The organism is Kribbella sp. NPDC050820 (genome assembly GCF_040653975.1).
Classification (GTDB): Bacteria; Actinomycetota; Actinomycetes; order Propionibacteriales; family Kribbellaceae; genus Kribbella.
In genome coordinates, this window is record NZ_JBFAHB010000043.1 from 22,750 (window position 1) to 42,992 (window position 20,243).

The window sequence follows — 20,243 nt, forward strand, 5'->3', positions numbered from 1 at the left end:
TCCTGCGCTCCGGGCCCGGCGGTCGCCGGGGGACCAGCCTAGACGGCCGCCCGGCATTCGTCCGGAGTGCGAAGCCACCTGCGCCGATCGTTCGTTCTCCGGCTTGAGGGCCGGCCCCCGCGAGACCAACACTCGCAGCGTGGAGGGGACTGTGGGCGCGGCCCAGAGGAGTGGGGTGGGCCGCGCCCATGAACTCGTCGAGCTCGCGACTGAGCTGGTCGCGCTCGACACCGTCGCCGCGACCGCCGCCCTCGGGGTAGCAGCGGGCCGGGAGTTGCTCGGAGCTGAGGGCGCAGTGAGCATCCAGGTACGCCGCCGGCGCCGGCTGACTCCGGTGGCGGCGAGTGACCCACTGCTTGCTCTCGCCGATGCGTGGCAGGTCGCGGACGACGAAGGCCCGGCGGTCGATGTCGCCGCCGGTGCGGCCTCCGCGGGGTGCTCGGACCTGGCGACCACACCGCTGTGGCCCGGCTGGGCAAGCGGAGCCGCGGCGCTCGGCTGGCGTGGCTGGCTCAGCGTCCCACTGATCGGCCGCCGGAAGAGCGTGCTCGGCGTGCTCACCTACGCCCACCCCAAGCCGGACACGATCGGCTCCGAGCTGGCCGGTGCCGTGGCCGTGCTTTCGTCGTACCTGTCGATCGCGATCGACACGGCCCGAACCATGGAGAGCCTGGCCGTCGCCGCCGACAGCCAGGCCCATGTGGCGGTGGCCGTCGGCCTCCTGATGGAGCGCTACCGGCTCAACGCGGAGCAGGCGTTCAGCGTGCTCAGCCGCTACTCCCAGGATCGGAACGTCAAGGTCCGCGACCTCGCGACCGACCTGATCCTCAACCGACGGCTCCCCGGCTCAGCCGGTCAGGGAGCGCTGGACCAGGGAGACCAGGAAGTCCGCAGCGGCTGAGGTGTCGTAGCCGGGGTCGTTGAGGCGCTCGATGACGATCGAGTCGATGGCGCCGCCGATGATGATCGCGAGGGTCCGGGCGTCCGCGTCGGGCATGTCGGACGCGCGGGCCGCGGTGAGCAGGTCGGCGAGCGGACGCCACCGGTCGGCCGTGTTCGCCAGGTCGCCCGCGTCGGTCATCGCCTCGATGATCACCCGGGTGTGCCGCGGGTGCTCGCGCAGGTGGCCGATCATCGAGCGGATGTAGGCCGCGGGCCGATCGGCCGGCGCGGCGGCCTCGACGGCGGCGGCGACCGTCCCGACCAGGGCGTCGAGGACATACTTGTGGGCTTCCCGGAGCACCGCGTCCTTGGACGGGAAGTGGTACAGCACCGCCGCCTTGGTGATCTCCGCGCCCTCCGCGATCCGGGCCAGCGAGGTGCCGCCGTACCCGTGCTCGGCGACGAGGCCGATGGTCACGTCGATCAGCTGGGCCCGCCGCGCCTGCTCGGTCAGGGTCAGGCGGCGCTCGCCGGTTCTTGGCTTTGGCATGGCCCTCAACTTACCGTACGATCAAATTACTTACCAAACGGTTAGGAGAGGAAAATCGTGACGGAGAAGCCGAAACGCCGGTGGCGGCGGCGAGGCCTGATCACGCTCGGGGTGCTGGTGGTGATCGTCGCCGGGTTCGCGCTGGTCCTGCGGACGCCGTCGCCGGTCGGCCACTGGAACAGCGCCGAGGGATATGACCGGTTCGTGCGGATCTACGACCAGGTGAAGGAGGAGTTGCCGGAGCCGGCCGTCACCCGCGACATCCGGACGGACTTCGGCTACGTGCGGATCTACCGGTTCGACGGGCCGAGCAAGCGCGCCGAGCCGCTGGTGTTGCTGCCGGGGCGGGCGTCGGCGTCGCCGGTTTGGGCCGGCAACCTGCCCTCGCTGCTCCGGGTGGCCGACGTCTACACCATCGACCTGCTCGGTGAGCCTGGGATGAGCGTGCAGAACAAGCCGATCACCTCCGCCGACGACCAGGCCGCTTGGTTGAACCAGGTGCTGGAGGCCTTGCCGGAGGAGAAGTTCCACCTCGTCGGGTTGTCGATCGGCGGCTGGACCGCGACGAACCTCGCAGTGCGCCAGCCGGCGCACGTGGCCAGCCTGACCACGATCGACCCCGTCTACGTGTACGACGGCATGCCGGTCGAGACGATGATCCGAGCGATCCCCGCGAGTGTCCAATGGCTGCCGAAGTCCTGGCGGGACAGCTTCAACTCCTATACCGCCGGTGGTGCGCCGGTCGAGGACGAGCCGGTCGCGGACATGATCGAAGCCGGGATGAGCGGCTACACGCTGCGGCTGCCGCAGCCGCAGCGGATCACCGAGGACGAGTTGTCCAAGCTGACCGTGCCGGTTCTGGCGATCATCGCCGGGAAGTCCGTCATGCACGACCCCAAGACCGCGACCGCGACGGCGGAGCGGGCCCTGCGCAACAAAACCGTGCGGGTGTACCCGGAGGCGTCACACGCGATCAACGGCGAGTACCCGGACGAGCTCGCAGCCGACCTGGAGACCTTCCTGCCGTGAGTTGGTCAGCCAAGGTCACACCCGGCTGGGGTCAGCTGAGGATGCCGTAGTCGCGGATCTTGCGGTAGATGGTGGCTCGGGACATGCCGAGGGCGGTGGCGGCGGTGGTTTTGTCGCCGTTGTGGGCGGCGAGGGCGCCGACGATGGCGTCGCGTTCGAGGGCTTCCATCCGGGTGAGGTGCCGGCGGGTGGTGGCGTGGCACTCGGCGGGCAGGTCATCCAGCTCGACGACCCCGGAGCGTCGGCGCCGGGCGACGTCGGTCAGGACGGTCCGGAGATGGGTGACGTTGCCGGACCAGGGGAGTCGCATCAACTGGTTCATCGCGCCGGCGGACAGGGTCACACCGGTGATGCCGGCCCGGCTCAGCAGGCTTCGGACCAGGGCCGGCACGTCCTCGAGGTGATGCCGCAGCGGCGGTACGGCGACAGTCCGCGGGAAGAAGCTGAGCAGTTGGGTCCCGAGCGCGTCCTCGTCGGAGCGACCGGTCAGCACGCTCAGCGCGATCCACGGATCCCGGCCGATCGCGCCGTCCCGAGCGTTCTGCAGCAGGTCGGCCAAACCGTGGATGACCTCGTCGGACACCACCTCGGCATGCCGGACGATCAGGTCGGACCCAGACTCCAGCTCACTCGCAGCAGTCGCGACGACCTCGGGATCGTCGGCATCCAGCACCGCCAGCCGCCGGGCCGGCGTCGTGTAGTCGTGGACCGCGCGGAGCAGGGTGGTCTTGCCGACACCAGGTTCGCCCTCGGCCACGAGCCATTCCGAACGACCGCACGCGTCCAGGACCTCCTGCGTGGTGTGCCGCCACAACGCGCTGGTCCCGGCCATCCCAGGCACCGCGGGGACCCGCGTCCCGGCACGCGGCGCCGACCGCTGCTCCCGGATCTGGATGATGCCGCCGGCCAGCGTCTCGCCGAGGAACGTCGGCTGGTAGGCCAGCCGCGCGCTGATCCCGCTCGGCAGGTCGGCGATGAAGGTCAGCGGTTTGGTGCCGCCGCGGGCGTCCCGGGTGCGGTCGATGAGCGCGGCCTGGTCGGTGGAGTCGAAGTGCTGCTGGGCGTGCGCGTTGATCATGAACACCTCGTCGCCGAGCGCGATCACCGAGCCGCCGGTGTGCCGGCAGACCGCGTAGTACTCGCTCAGCAGCGCCTGGTCCAGCGCGTTCGCCTCCTCGATGATGCGCTCCTGGATCCGCCGGGCGGCGATCTTGGCCACCGACAGCAGTACGGCGTTGGAGTTCCGCGCCTGGGTGGTGATGTCCAGGACGCCGAGCAGACCGCCGGTGATCGGATGCGTGATCGGCGCCCCGGCACACGCGAAGTTGCGTAGTACACCGGTGTAGTGCTCGGCGCCGAGGACCAGGATGGGGCCGCCGACCTCGAGCGCCGTACCGATGCCGTTGGTGCCGACCTCGGACTCGGCGTACCGGAACCCGGGCGCCAGGTCGACCGCGTCGAGGCGCCTGATCAAGGACCGGTCGCCGCCGCGGCGGTCCAGCACGATCCCCTTGGCGTCGGTCAGGATGATGCACACCGGCTCGTCGGTCAGTTCCGACGACAGCGCGTCGATGACCGGCCGCGCGGCCCGGCTCAGCGTGGTGTCGAAGTCGATGCCGGGGAAGTACGCCGGGGCCGGCTGGTCGAGGTCGACCGCCGAGTCCTGAGAGCGCTGCCACGACATCCTGATCGAGTTCCGGACCGGCAGGTCAGTGGCCATCCCGGTTCCCTCCGCTCGGCGGCGCTGTTCGACAGCGGAACACGAACAACGGTACTGCGCAAGCCTGTGACCGCCGTCTCACATTGAGACAGGACTTGTGTCTGCGCACCGCTTTCATTCCTGCAACGCAGCTCAGCCGAACCGATGGAGCCGGCAGACACCGGCTCCCGACCCTGGAGGCAGACATTGAGCAGGCAGAGTCTCACCAAGGCGCATGCCAAGATCACCGAGCTCTCGTGGGAGCCCACGTTCGCGACGCCGGCCACCCGGTTCGGCACCGACTACACCTTCGAGAAGGCTCCCAAGAAGGACCCGCTGAAGCAGATCATGCGGTCCTACTTCCCGATGGAGGAGGAGAAGGACAACCGGGTGTACGGCGCCATGGACGGCGCGATCCGGGGGAACATGTTTCGCCAGGTCCAGCAGCGCTGGCTGGAGTGGCAGAAGCTGTTCCTGTCGATCATCCCGTTCCCGGAGATCTCCGCCGCCCGGGCGATGCCGATGGCGATCGACGCCGTACCGAACCCGGAGATCCACAACGGGCTGGCGGTGCAGATGATCGACGAGGTCCGGCACTCGACGATCCAGATGAACCTCAAGCGGCTGTACATGAACAACTACATCGACCCGGCCGGGTTCGACATGACCGAGAAGGCGTTCGCGAACAACTACGCGGGCACCATCGGCCGGCAGTTCGGTGAGGGGTTCATCACCGGCGACGCGATCACCGCGGCGAACATCTACCTGACCGTGGTGGCCGAGACAGCCTTCACCAACACGCTGTTCGTGGCGATGCCGGACGAGGCCGCGGCCAACGGCGACTACCTGCTGCCGACGGTCTTCCACTCGGTGCAGTCCGACGAGTCGCGGCACATCAGCAACGGCTACTCGATCCTGCTGATGGCGCTGGCCGACGAGCGGAACCGGCCACTGCTCGAGCGCGACCTGCGGTACGCGTGGTGGAACAACCACTGCGTCGTGGACGCGGCGATCGGCACCTTCATCGAGTACGGCACCAAGGACCGGCGCAAGGACCGGGAGAGCTATGCGGAGATGTGGCGCCGCTGGATCTACGACGACTACTACCGCAGCTACCTGCTGCCGCTGGAGAAGTACGGCCTGGTCATTCCGCACGACCTGGTCGAGGAGGCCTGGAAGCGGATCGTGGACAAGGGCTACGTGCACGAGGTGGCCCGGTTCTTCGCCACCGGCTGGCCGGTCAACTACTGGCGGATCGACGCCATGACCGACAAGGACTTCGAGTGGTTCGAGGACAAGTACCCCGGCTGGTACTCGAAGTATGGCAAGTGGTGGGAGAACTACAACCGGCTCGCCTACCCCGGCCGGAACAAGCCGATCGCGTTCGAGGACGTCGGCTATCAGTACCCGCACCGCTGCTGGACCTGCATGGTGCCGGCCCTGATCCACGAGGACATCGTGGTCGAGAAGGTCGACGACCAGTGGCGCACGTACTGCTCGGAGACCTGCTACTGGACCGACGCGGTCGCGTTCCGCGGCGAGTACGACGGCCGGCCGACGCCCAACATGGGCCGGCTGACCGGGTTCCGGGAGTGGGAGACGCTGCACCACGGCAAGGACCTGGCCGACATCGTGTCCGACCTCGGCTACGTCCGCGACGACGGCCGGACGCTGATCGGCCAGCCGCACCTGGACCTGGACGACCCGAAGAAAATGTGGACCCTCGACGACGTCCGCGGCAACACCTTCAACAGCCCGAACGTGCTGCTGAACGAGATGTCCGACGCCGAGCGCGAGGCGCACATCGCCGAGTACCGCGCCAACGGCACCGTGGCTGAGTCATCGGTCGCCTGACCGCACCCGAACAGGCTGGTGGCGCCGCCGGGGATGAGCGCCGCCACCAGCCGCTGCACCCAGTGTGAGGAGGGCCGACGTGGCCGACACCCACCGGATCCGGTTCGAGCCGGTCGACATCGAGATGGACGTCACCGAGGACGACAAGATCCTCGACGCGGCGTTCCGGCAGGGCATCCACCTGATGCACGGCTGCAAGGAGGGGCAGTGCTCCGCCTGCAAGTCGTACGTGCTGGAAGGTGACCTGCAGATGGAGCGCTACTCCACCTTCGCGTGCAACGACGCCGAGGTGGCCGAGGGCTACGTGCTGCTGTGCCGGGCGCACGCGTTCAGCGACTGCACGATCGAGTTGCTCAACTTCGACGAGGAGGAACTGCTCGGCGGCGTCCCGATCCAGACCGTGAGCTCGCGGGTGGAGGCGATCGAACCGGTCACCCGGGACATCGTGTCGCTGCGGCTGCGGACCGAGCGGGCGTTCGAGTTCCGGCCGGGCCAGTACGCCGACATCACCATCCCCGGCACCGACGAGCACCGGTCGTTCTCGATGGCGACCACCCAGTCGACGCCGGACCAGCTCGAGTTCCTGATCAAGAAGTACCCGGGCGGCCGGTTCTCCGCACTGCTCGACGGCGAGCTCGCGGTGGGCGACGAGTTGTCGCTGACCGGGCCGTACGGCTCGTCCACGCTGAAGGACGGCCACGTGCTGCCGGTCGTCTGCGTGGCCGGCGGGGCCGGGATGGCACCCATCCTGTCCATCCTGCGGCACCTGCGGGAGAGCGGCAGCACCCGTCCGGTCCGGTTCTACTACGGCGCCCGGACCGCGGCCGACCTGTTCTACCTCGACGCGATCCAGGAGCTCGGTGCGGACCTCACCGGCTTCGAGTTCGTCGCCTGCCTGTCCGATTCGGCCGACGGCGCGGGCGAGCTCCAGGTCGAGCACGGCAATGTCACCGACATCGTCGAGCGGCGGGAGGCGGAGCTGCACCGCAACGAGGTGTACCTCTGCGGACCGCCCCCGATGGTCGACGCGGCCTTGGCGTTGCTGGAGGCAATCGACGTACCGAAGGACCAGGTCTTCTACGACAAGTTCACCAGCCCAGCGACTACCGATGGAGTCTGAGATGGCGCAAACCAAGCAGCGCAGCTTCCCGCGGATCGAGTTCACCGACTCGGAGGCCGGGGCGCTGGAGTTCCCGAGCTCGAAGAGCCGGAGCTACAACTACTACCGGCCGGCCAAGCTGCGGGCGACGATGTACGAGGACGTCACCGTCGACGTGCAGCCCGATCCCGACCGGCACCTGACCCAGGGCTGGATCTACGGGTTCGGCGACGGGCCGGGCGGCTACCCGAAGGAGTGGACGAAGGCGCAGTCGTCCAACTGGCACGCGTTCCTCGACCCGAACGAGGAGTGGGACCAGACCATCTACCGGAACAACTCCGCGGTGGTCCGCCAGGTCGACCTGTGCCTGCAGAACGCCAAGCGGGCCAGGGCGTACGACGGCTGGAACCCGGCCTGGCTGAAGTTCATCGAGCGCAACCTCGGCGCCTGGATGCATGCCGAGAACGGTCTCGGCCTGCACGTCTTCACCGCCGTACAGCGGTCCGGCCCGACCAACATGATCAACACCGCGGTCGCGGTGAACGCGGCGCACAAGCTGCGGTTCGCGCAGGACCTGGCGCTGTTCAACCTCGACCTTTCCGAGGCCGACGTACCGTTCGACGGCTCGGCGCACAAGGAGGTCTGGAAGGACGCCGCCGAGTGGCAGCCGACCCGTGAGCTGGTCGAGCGGCTGACCGCCGTCGGTGACTGGTGCGAGCTGCTGTTCGCGACCAACGTCGTCTTCGAGCAGCTGGTCGGTTCGCTGTTCCGCACCGAGTTGGTCATGCAGATCGCGGCCCGCAACGGCGACTACATCACGCCGACGATCGTCGGCACCGGTGAGCACGACTACGACCGCGACCTCGCCTACACCCGGAACCTGTTCCGCCTGCTGACCCGGGACGAGCAGTACGGCGAGGCCAACAAGCAACTGTTCGGCGAGTGGCTCGGGACCTGGGTGCCGCGCAGCCTCGCCGCCGCGCAGGCGCTGCAGCCGATCTGGTCGCAGCCGGCCGACAAGGCGGTCACGTTCGCGGCGAGTTTCGACGCCGCCAAGCAGAAGTTCCGTTCGCTGCTCGACGAGCTCGGGCTCGACTCTCCGAAGGAGCTGGACCAGTGACGATGCAGTTCGGATCCGAGACCGCGTTCTCGAACAAGTGCGGTGTGACCCTGATGAACACGCCGGTCGGCCGGGTGGTCGCGGACGTGATGGGCGCCAAGGACGGCGTCGAGCTGACCGAGTACCCGTCGATGATCCGGGTCGACGGCGTCGGCCTGCTCGACTTCGACTACGCCGAGCTGACCGACGCGCTCGGCTCGGAGTTCGACGGCTCGATCTTCGAGGAGATCAGCTCCACCCACTACGGCCGGATGGTCCACCTCGACGACAAGACGATCCTGTTCGCCAGCCCCGAGGACGCCGCCGAGTACATCGGCTTCGACCTCACCGCGCACTGAGAGGCGGCGGCATGTACTCCAAGGACGGCGAGAACTACTACGTGGTGGACGCCCACGTGCACATCTGGGACGGCCGCGAGTCGAACCTGAAGAACGTGCACGGCAAGCAGTTCATCGACTGCTTCTACGACTACCACAAGAACCTCAGTCCCGAAGAGGTCGTCTGGGACTACGACACCTACACCTACTACGGCGGCCAGCGGCTGATGAAGGACCTGTTCGAGGACGGGTACGTCGACCACGCGATCTTCCAGGCCACCCTGCTCAGCGACTTCTACAAGACCGGGTTCGGCCAGACCGAGGAGGCGTTCGGCCTGGCGACCGAGCACCCGGACAAGCTCACCTACAACCACGCCTACGACCCGCGGTACGGCGAGGCCGGCCTGGAGCAACTCCGCCGGGACGCCGACCGGATGGGCCTGAAGGGCGTCAAGCTCTACACCGCCGAGTGGCACGGCGACTCCCGCGGCTACAAGCTCGACGACCCGTGGTCGCGCCGGTACCTCGAGGAGTGCCTGAAACTCGGCATCACCAACATCCACGTGCACAAGGGCCCGACGATCCGGCCGCTGGACCGGGACGCCTTCGACGTCGCCGACATCGACAAGGTCGCCACCGACTACCTCGACCTGAACTTCATCGTGGAGCACGTCGGCCTGCCCCGGCTGGAGGACTTCTGCTGGATCGCCACCCAGGAGTCCAACGTGTACGGCGGTCTCGCGGTCGCGATGCCGTTCATCCACACCCGGCCGAAGTACTTCGCCCAGATCATCGGCGAGCTGCTCTACTGGCTGGGCGAGGACAAGATCTTCTTCGCCAGCGACTACGCGCTGTGGACGCCGAAGTGGCTGATCGAGCAGTTCGTCGACTTCCAGATCCCGGCGGACCTGACCGAGTACGCGCCGATCACGACCGCGCAGAAGAAGAAGATCCTCGGGCTCAACGCGGCGGCCATGTACGGCCTCGACGTACCCGAAGAGCTGCGGCTGCCGACCGACGCCGGTGACACCCCGGTCGAGGTGGCGGCGGGCGCCCGATCATGACTGAGTTGGATGCTACGCCTCCGGCGCAGCGGGTCATGGGGCTGGAACTCCCAGCCTTCCCTCGTCCCTCCGGTCGCTTCGCTCCCTCCGCTCCTCAGTCCAGGCAGGGAGGCCCCATGACCGGGGTCGCGACGTCGCTGGTGCACGAGGTGCTGGCGGCGTTGTCGACGGTGCTGGATCCGGAGCTGGACGAGCCGATCACCGACCTCGGGTTCGTCCGGTCGGTGGGTATCGACGACGCCGGGGTGACCGTGCGGTTGCGGCTGCCGACGTCGTTCTGCTCGCCGAACTTCGCCTACCTGATGGCGTCGGACGCGCAGGACGCGTTACGCCGGATCGACGGTCTCGGCCGGGTCGTGGTGCAGCTCGACGACCACCACGACTCGGACAAGATCAACGCCGGCCTGGCCGCCGACGCCGGGTACGTCGGCACCTTCGGCGTCGAGGCCGAGACCAGCCTGGACGAACTGCGCGCGATCTTCCGCCGCAAGGCGCACACCGCGGCGATGGAGCGCAGCGCCGCCGCACTGCTCCGGGACACCGACCTGCAGGTCGACGAGCTGCACCGCATCACGCTCGCCGACCTGCCGGACGGACCGTCCAAGGAGGCGCTCGTACGTCGCCGGATCGCCATCGGGCTCGGCGTCGAGCCCGGCGATCCGGTGGTGGTCGACGAGTACGGCGGTGCGCTCGAACCAGCCGCCGTACCGCTGCGGCTGCGGTTCGCCAAGGCCGTGCGGATCTCCATCGAGGGGAACTCGCACTTCTGCCGCGGACTGCTCGCGACCCGGTACGCCGACACCGGCACGTCCACCCGCATCACGAACCTGAGGAGCACGGCATGAGAGCGGTCCAAGTCGTCGGCTACCACACGAAGCTGCAGCTGACCGACGTACCGGAGCCGAAGATCGAGGGGCCGCTCGACGTGATCGTGAAGATCGGCGGCGCGGGGGTGTGCAGGACGGATCTGCACATCCTCGAAGGGCAGTGGGCGGAGAAGAGCGGCGTCACGCTCCCGTACACGATCGGCCACGAGAACGCGGGCTGGGTGCACGCGGTCGGGTCCGCGGTGACGAACGTTGCCGTGGGCGACAAGGTGATCCTGCACCCGTTGATCACCTGCGGTCTGTGCCGGGCCTGCCGGTTCGGCGACGACGTGCACTGTGAGAACAGCGGGTTTCCGGGGATCGACACCGACGGCGGGTACGCCGAGTACCTCCGGACCACCGCCCGCAGTGTGGTCCGGATCGACGACAACCTGGAACCCGCCGATGTCGCGGCCCTCGCGGACGCCGGGCTGACGGCGTACCATGCGGCGGCCAAGGCGGCCCGCGCCACCCGGCCCGGGGACGTCTGCGTGATGATCGGCGCCGGCGGCCTCGGCCACATCGGCATCCAGGTGCTGAAGGCGATCTCGGCCGCGACCATCGTCGTGGTCGACCGCAACCCGGCCGCCGTCGAGCTCGCCGTCGAGATCGGCGCCGACCACGGCATCGTTGCCGGCGGCACCCAGGTCCAGGACGTCCTGGACCTGACCGGCGGCCACGGCGCCGAGGCGGTGATCGACTTCGTCGGCGAGGGCGGCGCGACCGCCGAGGGCGTGGCGATGCTGCGCCGGGCCGGCAACTACTACGTCGTCGGGTACGGCGAGAACATCGACGTCCCGACGATCGACATCATCTCCACCGAGATCAACTTCATCGGCAACCTGGTCGGCTCCTACACCGACCTGCAGGAGCTGATGGTGCTCGCCGCGCAGGGCAAGGTCACCCTGCACACCAGCAAGTACCCGCTCGCCGACTTCCAGCAGGCGATCGACGACCTCGACGCGGGCAGAGTCCGCGGCCGGGCGATTCTCATCCCGTGACCCGACTGTCACATCCGTGACGTGAAAGGCGGCTCGACCATGGCCAAGGAACTGAGGTTCAACGAGGAAGCACGACGGTTGCTCGAGTCCGGGGTGAACTCCCTGGCCGACGCGATCAAGGTGACACTGGGTCCGAAGGGGCGCAACGCCGTCCTGGAGAAGCTCACCGGGCCGCCGACCATCACCAACGACGGGGTCACGATCGCCCGGGAGATCCAGCTGCGCGAGCCGTTCGCCAACATGGGCGCGCAGCTGGTCAAGGAAGTCGCGATGAAGACCAACGGCGTGGTCGGCGACGGAACCACGACCGCCACCGTGCTCGCCCAGGCAATGGTCCGCGAAGGCCTGCGCGCGGTCGATGCCGGCGCCAATCCGATGCGGGTACGGCGGGGCATCGAGCAGACCGTCCCGGTCGTGGTCGAGACGCTGCGGTCGTGGGCCGCCGAGGTCGGCGGCAAGCAGGACCTGCGGCACATCGCGACGCTGGCGGCCAGTGACGACGAGTCGATCGGCGAGGTGATCGCGGAGGCGGTCGAGCGGGTCGGCCGCAACGGCGTCGTCACCACCGAGGAGTCGGACTCGATCGGGCTGTCGGTCGAGGTGGTCGACGGGATCGAGTTCGACCACGGCTACATCTCGATGTACATGGTCACCGACAAGGAGCGGATGGAGACCGTGTACGAGAACCCGGTCATCGTGCTCACCAACAAGAAGATCACGCAGGTGCAGGAGATCATGCCGGCCGTCGAGGTGGCCAAGCGCGCCGACCGGCCGCTGGTCGTGCTCGCCGAGGACGTCACCGGGCCTGCGCTGCAGCTGCTCGTCGGCGGCAACATGCACAACACGATGCGGTCGGTCGTCGTACGCGCTCCTGGCTTCGGTCATCGCCGGGTTGCGGAGCTGGAAGACCTCGCGGTGGCGCTCGGCGGACACGTGATCGCCAACGACACCGGCCTCGAGCTCAACGAGGTCGCGCTCGAGCACCTCGGGTCGTGCGACCGGATCACGATCACCGAGAACAGCACGACGATCGTCGGCGGTCACGGCGACGAGCGAGCGGTCGAGGCCCGGCTGCGCCAGCTGGAGACCCAGTTCGAGCGCGCCCGGATCGAGGCGGACCAGGACAACCTCCAGCTCCGGCTGGCCCGGCTGTCCGGCCGGGTGGCCGTCATCCGGGTCGGCGGCGCGACGAGTGTCGAGCTCAAGGAGCGGATGCTCCGGGTCGAGGACTCGCTCGCCGCAACCCAGGCCGCGCTCGAGGAGGGCGTGGTGGCCGGCGGCGGTACGGCGCTCGTCCAGGCGCAGGACGCGGTGTCGCGGGTCGAGTTGCTCGACGACGACGCGGTCGGTCGCGAGGTGGTTCGCCGGGCGCTGCCCGAGCCGCTGCGCTGGATCGCGATCAACGCCGGGTACGACGGCGACGAGGTGGTCGCGCGAGTCGCCGATCTCCCGTTGGGCCACGGGTTCAACGCGCTGACCGGCCACTACGGCGACATGTTCGACGAGGGCGTGATGGACCCGCTCAAGGTCACCCGCGCGGCCCTGGAGAGCGCGGCGTCGATCGCGGCGCTGCTGATCACCACCGAGACCGCTGTGGTGGAGGAGGTCATGGGCCACCCCGGCGAGATCCTCGCCCCCGGCTTCGGCGACCTGGCCGAAGGCATGGTCCGGCCCTCCAACATCTACTGAGCCATGACCCTCGACCAGCTCCCACGCGGCTCCAGTGCGGTGATCACCGCACTGGACACCCGCGGCGCCGAACGCCACCGGCTGATGGACCTCGGCGTACTCCCCGGCAGAAAGGTCCGCCCCGACCTGACCAGCCCGCTCGGCGACCCCACGGCCTACCTGGTCTGCGAAAGCCTGATAGTCCTCCGCCGCTCCCAGGCCCGCGCGATTCATGTCGAACTGGTGAAAACATGAGTCACGACTGTGGGAGTTGTGGGCTGAATCCGCAGCGGTTGCAGGTGGTTGCCGGTGGCCACGACTTCGTCGTCGCGGTCGCCGGCAACCCGAACACCGGGAAGAGCACGGTGTTCAACGCGCTGACCGGGCTGCGGCAGCGGGCAGGGAACTGGCCGGGTACGACGGTCACGCGAGCAGAAGGTCTCTACGGATACGACGACCACAGGTACAAGGTGGTCGACTTGCCCGGGGTGTACTCGCTGCGATCGACCGGCGGTGAGGAGGAGGTCGCGCGGGAGTACCTCGAGCACGGGGCGCCGGATGTGACCGTCGTGGTGGTGGATGCGACCCGGCTGGAGCGCAACCTCGCGTTGGTGCTGCAGATCCTGCAGATGACCAGCCGGGTCGTGGTCGCGGTCAACCTGGTCGACGAGGCCGAGCGACACGGGATCTCGGTCGACACCAGGCACCTTGCGCGCGAGCTCGGCGTACCGGTGGTGGCGATGGCGGCTCGGCGGGGGCGGGGGATCGCGGACCTGAAGGAGTCGATCGACTTGGTGGCACGCGGGGCTGTGGCTCCGCGGCGCCGGCCTCGCCCGGATGGTGAGGGGGAGGACGAGGCGGTGGTGGCGTTGTTCGCCGAGGCGGCCCGGATCGCTCGGCGGACCGTGGACGGGCAGTCGCGGCTGACGTTCGACCGGCTGTTGGACCGGGCGCTGACGCATCGGGTCTGGGGCTTCGCGGTGATGGGACTGCTGTTCTTCGGCGTCTTCTGGTTCACGATCACCGGGGCCGCCGTACCGTCCGACTTCCTGTATCGGGTGCTGGTGCAGGACGGGCACGCGGTCGTGCGGGAGTTGCTCGACGGTGCACCGTGGTGGGTCACCGGACTCGTTGCGGACGGCATCTACCTGGGCACGGCGTGGGTGATCGCGGTGATGCTGCCGCCGATGGCGATCTTCTTCCCGTTGTTCACACTGCTGGAGGACTTCGGGTATCTGCCGCGGGTGGCTTTCAACCTGGACCGCCTGTTCGCGGCGGCCGGTGCGCACGGCAAGCAGTCGCTGTCGATGATGATGGGGTACGGCTGCAACGCAGCCGGGGTGACCGCGACCCGGATCATCGACAGTCCGCGGGAACGCATGATCGCGATCGTCACCAACAACTTCAGCATCTGCAACGGGCGCTGGCCGACGCTGATCCTGATGGGCACGGTGTTCATCGGGACTCTGGTGTCTCCGGCCGCGGCCGGGCTGGTGGCGGCCGGGAGTGTGGTGCTGGTCGCCGTACTCGGGATCGTCACGACGCTCGTGGTCTCGTGGGGACTGTCGAAGACGGTGCTGCGCGGTACGACGTCGGTGTACTCGCTGGAGCTTCCGCCGTACCGGCCGCCGCAGGTCCTGCGCACGATCTACACCAGCGTCATCGACCGCACGCTCAAGGTGCTGTGGCGCGCGATCGTGATGGCGGCGCCGGCCGGCGCGGTGATCTGGCTGATCGGCAACGTGTCCATCGGCGACGCGACCATCGCCGGCCACCTCGCCCACGGCCTCGACCCGCTCGGTCTCGCAATCGGCCTCAACGGCATCATCCTGCTCGCGTACGTCGTCGCGATCCCGGCCAACGAGATCATCATCCCGACCATCCTGATGCTGACGATGACACTGGGCCCACTCGAGTACGGCGCTGCGAACGGCGTGATGCTCGAACTCGGCGACGCCGAGGCCGGCGCGGTCCTGGTCGCCGGTGGCTGGACGGTGCTGACCGCGGTCAACCTGATGCTGTTCACCCTGCTGCACAACCCGTGCAGTACGACGATCCTGACGATCTGGAAGGAGACCCGGAGCCGGAAGTGGACCGCGACGGCCACCCTGCTGCCGTTGTCGCTGGCCTTCCTGGTCACCTTCTCGACGACCCGCCTGGCGCACTGGATCCAGTGATGACCGAGCCGACCCGACTCCAACTCGACGCCGCGGCCCGCACGCTCGCGCTCCTGGTCGCGCCGGTCCGGCTGCACCTGCTCTGGCTCGCGATCGACGGCGAGTACGACGTCGGCACCCTGGCCGACCGGGCCGGCGTCAGTATCACCACCGCAAGCCAGCACCTGGCCAAACTCCGCCTGGCCGGCCTCATCACCGCCCGCCGCGAAGGCCGCCGCCAGATCTACACCGTCGACGACCCCCACATCCTCACCCTGGTCGACCAGATCCTCGCCCACATCACCCCATCGGGCACCCTCGCCCCGAACCCGCCGCTGCTCGAGCGGGAGGTGGTTACTCGGCGGCTGACTGGAGTGAGAGGCTGAAGCCTTTCGGCTCTTCGTGGAGGTAGACGTCCAGGCGCATGCCGTCGTGGATGGCGACGCTGCCGCGGCCGGTGGCGTTGGTCAGGTGCTCGGCGCCGGTTGCGTCGTACCACCTGATCGAGGCGTCGAGGACGTAGCTGTAGTTGCCGGCCTTCGTCGCGGTGATCCGCTTGGTCACGATCGGCCGCTCGCGGGTCGCGTGCAGGCGGGCCACCTGCTTGCCCTCCAGGCTGATCAGGATCACCTCTTCTTCGGCGCCTTCGGTGAGCTGGTCGGAGACGGTCAGGCTGATCTGCCGCTTCTGCGTCGGCGCCACCGGCTGCAGGGTCTGCTGTGGGGCGGTGGTGACGATCTGGGTCCGCGGCGGCGTCGCGTCGTCCTCGGCCCGGCCGGGGAGCCCGGTCTTCACCAGGATCGGCACCAAGGCGGCGATCAGGCCGATGACGGCGGTCAGTGCCTGGCCCATCGTGCCGATGCGGGTCCACCAGTTCTCTTTCGCCGGCGGTCTGGGGTTCTGTGTGCTCATTTGCTCCTCCCCTTTTCACAGTGCGGAGGGCCGGAGCGGGCCTGAAATACCACCGGAATCGAGATCGCTCAAACGCATGTTTTCGGCGGAACTGGTATCAGAAAGAGCGGCTCGGCCTCTTGTCGGCATTACGGCGATCGCAAGGAGGTTCGAGATGGCCAGACCGACGTGCGTCACCGCCGTCACCGCCCGCCGCCGGCAGCGGTGCGGGCGAAGTGCAGCCCATGGACGGTCCTGTTGTTCTCGGCAAGAATGCCGGAGGGGGCGAATGGCAGCCGACCGTCCGGGGGCCACTGCGATGGACCAGAAACGGCAGCTCGACAATCCTGCGCTGGTCGCAGGAGTGCGGTCCGACGACCCTGCCGCCTGGGCAGCGCTGACGGATCGCTACACGAATCTGCTGTGGTACATCGCGCGCGGAATGCGACTGAACCAGGAGGATGCGGCCGACGCCATCCAGACCACGTGGCTGCGCCTGGTCGAGCGGATCGACACCGTTCGGCAGCCGGAGAGCATCGGAAGCTGGCTCGCCACCACGATGCGGCGCGAGTGCCTTGCGGCGTTGCGGCGCCGATCCAAGGTGGTCGTCTCCGAGACGTGGGAAGACTTCGCGGATGACGCAGACCCGCTGGACGACGGGTTGCTGCAACGCGAGCAGGACTCCGCCCTATGGCGAGCCTTCCGGTCCCTGAAGCCGCGCTGCCAAACGCTTCTGCGGGTCCTGCTGGCTGACCCGCCACCCAGCTACACCGAAGTCGCGGCCGCGCTGGACATGCCGCTCGGAAGTGTCGGCCCGACCCGGCAGCGGTGCCTGACGTCGCTCCGCGAAATCATGGCGACCGGCTCCTACCCGTTCGACCCCAGCATGACCGAGGCGGGCGGTGACCTCCGATGAGCGCCGACCGAGACGAGGCGCTGCTGGCGTGGTTGCGACAGGTCGCCAACGAGGCGGATCCGGTGCCCGAGGTGATCAGCGCCGCAGCGCGCGAGGCGATCAGGATGCACGACCTCGACGGTGAGCTCGCCGAGTTGATCGCCGACTCCTCCGGAACCACGCCGGACCTGCAGTACGACGTCGTACGACGAGCGACACCGGACGCGACCGCGGACCGGCTGCTGTCATTCGAGGGTGGTGGGGTCCGGGCCGAGCTGGAGATCGTGCCTGGCGACGACGGGCTGACGGTCATCGGGCAACTCATCGGCGCATCGCCGGACGGCTGTGAGCTCGAGTACGGCGACGGTCGCCGCGAGGCGCTGGAGTTGGACGAGCTCGGGCGCTTCCTGCTCGATCGGAGGCGAGGTGGTCCGGTGCGGATCAGGTGCCGATCTGTCCGCGGGAGTCCGGTCACCACCTCCTGGGTCAACCTGTGACGGCCCTCTCACCGGCCGAGCGCGACGAACGACAAGGCCGTCGCGACCGCGACCGGGTCGTCGCCGACCTTGCTGCGGGCTTCGTTCAGCGCGACGCCGAACGAGGCCCGATCACGCAGCTGCTGGTGGAAGTCGACCATCAGCGCAGCGGTCGTCTTGTCGTTGACCGGGACGACACTGGCCAGCAGGCTGGCGGTCCCGAGCGGGACCAACGCGGACACTGCGCCGAGCAGCTCGTCCGCGCCGATCGGAGCCGCGACGCCGGACTCGCAGCTGGACAGCACGAGTCGCAGCGGCGCGCGCCGGAGCCTGCCGAGGTCGTAGAGCGTCAGCGGCCCGTCGTCCAACGCGATCGCGGAGAACAGCGGGTTGTCGCGCCGGAAGAGTCCGTGGGCCGCGATGTGTGCGGTCCAGGCGCCGTCGAGTGCGGTGAGGGTGTTGTCGGCCGTGGCCTGCCCGTCGGTGAGGACGACCGAACCGGGGTACTCGCGCCCGATCTCCTTCATCTCGCTCCGCCCACCGTCGAGGCCGGGGCCGACGACGAGCGCGACCCGGCGCTGCCGGGGGACCGGCAGCTGACCGGCCCGCAGCCAGACCGACGCCGAGGGCGCGACGACGACCGGACTCGATCGCAACGCCGGCAACATCGCCCAGGGCACCGCGTGCAACGCCGCCGGCGGTACGACGAGGACGGGCCCGTCGTCGAGATCATCAGCGGCCGGCCCCAGCAGCACCTGCTGCAACCGCAGCCCAGCAGCATCCAGTCGTTCGAGAGCCCCAGCCGGCGCCCGGCCATGGGCGAGCCGACGCAGCATGAACAGAGCGAGCTCGAGCTCCCGGACGGCGGTCCCGACCGGTCCGACCGGGTACATCCGCACCCGCCGCCCGACGACTGTGATCGCGTAGAGCAGGCCGTCGACGGCGGCGAGCTCGACCAGCCGATGGTCACCGAGTCCGTCGACCACGGCGCCGACGTCGGCCGTGGTGTCGCGGTGCTGCGCATCGGACTCGCGAGCGCGCAGGCGCCTGGTCCGCGCCCGGATGGACGACTCGAGCCGGCCGCTTTCGAGCCGGAGGCGATCGGTGTCGCCGTCCGCGCCGAGCGCCGCGTCCAGTCGGCGCGCGACGTTGCGCAGCGCCGCGAGGTCCGCCGCCAGCTCGGGATCGTCCGGCGGCCGGACCGGCGGCAAGGCGAGCGCACTGGCCCGCCACTGCTCGCTCCAGCGCAACAGCATCCGCGCGTCGTCCCGTCGTACGGCGTGCCGTTGCGCCAGGGCGGCGAGTTCGATGCCGTAGCCCGCGGCGTGTGCGCGCAACTCCGGCGCGGCCAGGGATCGCTGATGGTCGGCGGCCGCTTCGAGCCCGTGCCGGCAGGCGATCAGAGTCGCCGCCGTGGCTCCGCGACCCTCGGCGCGCAGCGCTTGCGCAAGCCAGCCGGCCGCATGACCGAAGGTGGGACCTCGGTGGCGGAAGCGTGCCGCGCGGGCGAGGTGTCGGTCGGCGTCGTCGGGGTGGCCGTCGGCGGCAGCGAGGTGACCGGCCAGCAGGTGCGCCGCGGGTGCTTCCGAAGCGTTCAGCTCGTCGAGTTGGTCGGCGAGTCGTCCGGCCTTGGCAGTGAGGCGGGCACCATGCTTTCCGGCGTCGTACTGCGCTTGGATCATGACGAAGGTCGCGCGGGCGAGCCAGCCTTGCCGGTCCTGTCGCCGGAAGAGTTCGGCAGCGGCCAGTGCGCGTTCCTCGGCAAGTTCGAGTCGGCCGGCGGCCAGCGCGGCCTGCGCCGCGGCGAACAGCAGCTCCGCCGTCTCGGCCCCTTTGCTGCGGCGATGCAGGTGGTCCTGCAGGACATGTTCGGTCGCGGTGACCGCTTCGGTCGCCAGACCGGCAGCGAGCAGTACGGCGCAGCGGTCGATCTCGAGACTGGTCCACTCGGTCTGCAGCGCGGCGTAGCGGGCAGCCGCCTCGTCGAGGAAGCCGAGCGCCGCGGGCAGATCGCCGGCTTGGAACGCCACGTCCGCGCGGTTGTGCACGAGCATCGCCGACTCCAGCTCCTGCCCGGTGGCCGCCGACAGACGTTCGGCCACCACCAGGTCGCGGTCGGCGTGGGCAGCCTGGCCCATGGCGGCGTACACGAGGAACCGGTGAGTGCGGGCGCGGGCCTCCCAGACCTGGTCGCCGCCACGACGCAGCAGCGTGATGGCCTGGCGCAGGTCGGTGAGCGCTTCGTCGTACCGGCCGACGACGCGGAGCAGGTAGCCACGGCGGGTCAGCACCCGGCCGGCGGCGAGCCCTCTGCTGTTGGCGATCGCCTGGTCCAGCGCGGCGAGGCCCTCCTTCGGTTTGCCGCCGAGACCGAGGGTGAGCCCGAGGGTGGCCTGGACGTCCGCGATGCGACCCGGGTCCGCCGACTTCTCGGCCTGGCGCAGGGCACGGCGGAGCTCGGCGACTGCCTCGGCCTGGCGGCCGGAGTCGCGCAACACGATCGCCTTGGCCTGGTGAGCGATCGACGCGGTCACGGCATCCGGCGACCCGTCGAGCAGCGCGGTGGCGGAGGTGAAGGCCTCGGCGGGCCGGGACAGCGCGAGCGGTAGCAGGTACTCGTGACCTTGCTGTCCACGGTCGGCTGACATTCAAGGAGTCTAAGGAACTCGATGGGGA

General features: G+C 69.1%; 19 protein-coding genes. 15 read left to right on the plus strand and 4 right to left on the minus strand.

The features are described from left to right. Positions 1-139 precede the first annotated feature (139 nt). Positions 140-901 (plus strand): GAF and ANTAR domain-containing protein, encoded by a 762-nt coding sequence (locus AB0H36_RS29995; protein WP_360530838.1) that lies wholly within the window; start codon positions 140-142, stop codon positions 899-901. On the opposite strand, the gene AB0H36_RS30000 is transcribed toward AB0H36_RS29995, so the two are convergent. Beyond that, positions 848-1,432: a helix-turn-helix domain-containing protein gene (locus tag AB0H36_RS30000; protein WP_360530840.1), complete on the minus strand. Its 585-nt coding sequence runs from the start codon at positions 1,430-1,432 to the stop codon at positions 848-850. The two genes, AB0H36_RS29995 and AB0H36_RS30000, sit on opposite strands and share 54 nt — an antisense overlap. A gap of 57 nt (positions 1,433-1,489) precedes the next feature. Here AB0H36_RS30000 and AB0H36_RS30005 point away from each other — a divergent pair, with 57 nt between their 5' ends. Next, on the plus strand, positions 1,490-2,461 hold the full coding sequence (locus AB0H36_RS30005; protein WP_360530843.1) for an alpha/beta hydrolase: 972 nt from the start codon (positions 1,490-1,492) through the stop codon (positions 2,459-2,461). Between the two features lie 31 nt (positions 2,462-2,492). On the opposite strand, the gene AB0H36_RS30010 is transcribed toward AB0H36_RS30005, so the two are convergent. Continuing rightward, positions 2,493-4,181, minus strand: coding sequence for a helix-turn-helix domain-containing protein (locus AB0H36_RS30010; RefSeq protein ID WP_360530846.1), 1,689 nt, complete (start codon positions 4,179-4,181; stop codon positions 2,493-2,495). 186 nt (positions 4,182-4,367) lie between these two features. On the opposite strand from AB0H36_RS30010, the gene AB0H36_RS30015 reads away from it, so the two are divergent. From AB0H36_RS30015 to AB0H36_RS30065, 11 genes are all read left to right on the plus strand, one after another. Next, positions 4,368-6,014, plus strand: coding sequence for a hypothetical protein (locus tag AB0H36_RS30015; protein WP_360530849.1), 1,647 nt, complete (start codon positions 4,368-4,370; stop codon positions 6,012-6,014). Between the two features lie 79 nt (positions 6,015-6,093). Beyond that, positions 6,094-7,134 carry an FAD-binding oxidoreductase gene (locus tag AB0H36_RS30020; RefSeq protein WP_360530852.1) on the plus strand — a complete coding sequence of 347 codons (1,041 nt, stop codon included), beginning with the start codon at positions 6,094-6,096 and terminating at the stop codon, positions 7,132-7,134. 1 nt (position 7,135) lies between these two features. Next, on the plus strand, positions 7,136-8,233 hold the full coding sequence (locus AB0H36_RS30025; protein WP_360530855.1) for an aromatic/alkene monooxygenase hydroxylase subunit beta: 1,098 nt from the start codon (positions 7,136-7,138) through the stop codon (positions 8,231-8,233). A 2-nt stretch (positions 8,234-8,235) separates the two neighbouring features. Continuing rightward, on the plus strand, positions 8,236-8,571 hold the full coding sequence (gene mimD / locus AB0H36_RS30030; protein WP_360530992.1) for a propane 2-monooxygenase effector subunit MimD: 336 nt from the start codon (positions 8,236-8,238) through the stop codon (positions 8,569-8,571). Between the two features lie 11 nt (positions 8,572-8,582). Further along, a complete protein-coding gene (locus AB0H36_RS30035; protein WP_360530858.1) occupies positions 8,583-9,614 on the plus strand; it encodes an amidohydrolase family protein in 1,032 nt (343 codons plus the stop codon). Positions 9,615-9,730: 116 nt separating this feature from the next. Next, positions 9,731-10,459, plus strand: coding sequence for an iron-sulfur cluster assembly protein (locus AB0H36_RS30040; RefSeq protein WP_360530861.1), 729 nt, complete (start codon positions 9,731-9,733; stop codon positions 10,457-10,459). Continuing rightward, positions 10,456-11,481: an NAD(P)-dependent alcohol dehydrogenase gene (locus tag AB0H36_RS30045; RefSeq protein WP_360530864.1), complete on the plus strand. Its 1,026-nt coding sequence runs from the start codon at positions 10,456-10,458 to the stop codon at positions 11,479-11,481. The genes AB0H36_RS30040 and AB0H36_RS30045 overlap by 4 nt, the downstream gene beginning before the upstream one ends. A 39-nt stretch (positions 11,482-11,520) precedes the next feature. Beyond that, positions 11,521-13,170 carry a chaperonin GroEL gene (groL, locus tag AB0H36_RS30050; RefSeq protein WP_360530867.1) on the plus strand — a complete coding sequence of 550 codons (1,650 nt, stop codon included), beginning with the start codon at positions 11,521-11,523 and terminating at the stop codon, positions 13,168-13,170. A gap of 3 nt (positions 13,171-13,173) precedes the next feature. Beyond that, entirely contained in the window at positions 13,174-13,404 is a 231-nt protein-coding gene (locus AB0H36_RS30055) for a FeoA family protein (protein WP_360530870.1), read from the plus strand. Beyond that, the gene (locus AB0H36_RS30060) at positions 13,401-15,326 is read left to right on the plus strand and encodes a ferrous iron transporter B (protein WP_360530873.1); all 1,926 of its coding nucleotides are present in this window, start codon (positions 13,401-13,403) and stop codon (positions 15,324-15,326) included. Before AB0H36_RS30055 ends, AB0H36_RS30060 begins: the two co-directional genes overlap by 4 nt. Further along, the gene (locus AB0H36_RS30065) at positions 15,326-15,691 is read left to right on the plus strand and encodes a metalloregulator ArsR/SmtB family transcription factor (protein ID WP_360530876.1); all 366 of its coding nucleotides are present in this window, start codon (positions 15,326-15,328) and stop codon (positions 15,689-15,691) included. The genes AB0H36_RS30060 and AB0H36_RS30065 overlap by 1 nt, the downstream gene beginning before the upstream one ends. On the opposite strand, the gene AB0H36_RS30070 is transcribed toward AB0H36_RS30065, so the two are convergent. After that, the gene (locus tag AB0H36_RS30070) at positions 15,660-16,217 is read right to left on the minus strand and encodes a hypothetical protein (protein WP_360530879.1); all 558 of its coding nucleotides are present in this window, start codon (positions 16,215-16,217) and stop codon (positions 15,660-15,662) included. The two genes, AB0H36_RS30065 and AB0H36_RS30070, sit on opposite strands and share 32 nt — an antisense overlap. Before the next feature lie 298 nt (positions 16,218-16,515). Here AB0H36_RS30070 and AB0H36_RS30075 point away from each other — a divergent pair, with 298 nt between their 5' ends. Continuing rightward, entirely contained in the window at positions 16,516-17,112 is a 597-nt protein-coding gene (locus tag AB0H36_RS30075; protein WP_360530882.1) for a sigma-70 family RNA polymerase sigma factor, read from the plus strand. Further along, a complete protein-coding gene (locus tag AB0H36_RS30080) occupies positions 17,109-17,588 on the plus strand; it encodes a hypothetical protein (RefSeq protein WP_360530885.1) in 480 nt (159 codons plus the stop codon). The genes AB0H36_RS30075 and AB0H36_RS30080 overlap by 4 nt, the downstream gene beginning before the upstream one ends. An 8-nt stretch (positions 17,589-17,596) precedes the next feature. Here the strand turns inward: AB0H36_RS30080 and AB0H36_RS30085 are convergent, their stop codons facing one another. Then, on the minus strand, positions 17,597-20,215 hold the full coding sequence (locus AB0H36_RS30085; protein ID WP_360530888.1) for a CHAT domain-containing tetratricopeptide repeat protein: 2,619 nt from the start codon (positions 20,213-20,215) through the stop codon (positions 17,597-17,599). Positions 20,216-20,243: the final 28 nt, after the last annotated feature.

Bases quoted from the DNA above. Each gene is read 5' to 3' on its own strand.
- AB0H36_RS30000 (WP_360530840.1), bottom strand. From the start codon at position 1,432: ATGCCAAAGCCAAGAACCGGCGAGCGCCGCCTGACCCTGACCGAGCAG.
- AB0H36_RS30010 (WP_360530846.1), bottom strand. From the start codon at position 4,181: ATGGCCACTGACCTGCCGGTCCGGAACTCGATCAGGATGTCGTGGCAG.
- AB0H36_RS30025 (WP_360530855.1), top strand. From the start codon at position 7,136: ATGGCGCAAACCAAGCAGCGCAGCTTCCCGCGGATCGAGTTCACCGAC.
- mimD (WP_360530992.1), top strand. From the start codon at position 8,236: ATGCAGTTCGGATCCGAGACCGCGTTCTCGAACAAGTGCGGTGTGACC.
- AB0H36_RS30035 (WP_360530858.1), top strand. From the start codon at position 8,583: ATGTACTCCAAGGACGGCGAGAACTACTACGTGGTGGACGCCCACGTG.
- AB0H36_RS30040 (WP_360530861.1), top strand. From the start codon at position 9,731: ATGACCGGGGTCGCGACGTCGCTGGTGCACGAGGTGCTGGCGGCGTTG.
- AB0H36_RS30045 (WP_360530864.1), top strand. From the start codon at position 10,456: ATGAGAGCGGTCCAAGTCGTCGGCTACCACACGAAGCTGCAGCTGACC.
- groL (WP_360530867.1), top strand. From the start codon at position 11,521: ATGGCCAAGGAACTGAGGTTCAACGAGGAAGCACGACGGTTGCTCGAG.
- AB0H36_RS30055 (WP_360530870.1), top strand. From the start codon at position 13,174: ATGACCCTCGACCAGCTCCCACGCGGCTCCAGTGCGGTGATCACCGCA.
- AB0H36_RS30060 (WP_360530873.1), top strand. From the start codon at position 13,401: ATGAGTCACGACTGTGGGAGTTGTGGGCTGAATCCGCAGCGGTTGCAG.
- AB0H36_RS30065 (WP_360530876.1), top strand. From the start codon at position 15,326: ATGACCGAGCCGACCCGACTCCAACTCGACGCCGCGGCCCGCACGCTC.
- AB0H36_RS30070 (WP_360530879.1), bottom strand. From the start codon at position 16,217: ATGAGCACACAGAACCCCAGACCGCCGGCGAAAGAGAACTGGTGGACC.
- AB0H36_RS30075 (WP_360530882.1), top strand. From the start codon at position 16,516: ATGGACCAGAAACGGCAGCTCGACAATCCTGCGCTGGTCGCAGGAGTG.
- AB0H36_RS30080 (WP_360530885.1), top strand. From the start codon at position 17,109: ATGAGCGCCGACCGAGACGAGGCGCTGCTGGCGTGGTTGCGACAGGTC.
- AB0H36_RS30085 (WP_360530888.1), bottom strand. From the start codon at position 20,215: ATGTCAGCCGACCGTGGACAGCAAGGTCACGAGTACCTGCTACCGCTC.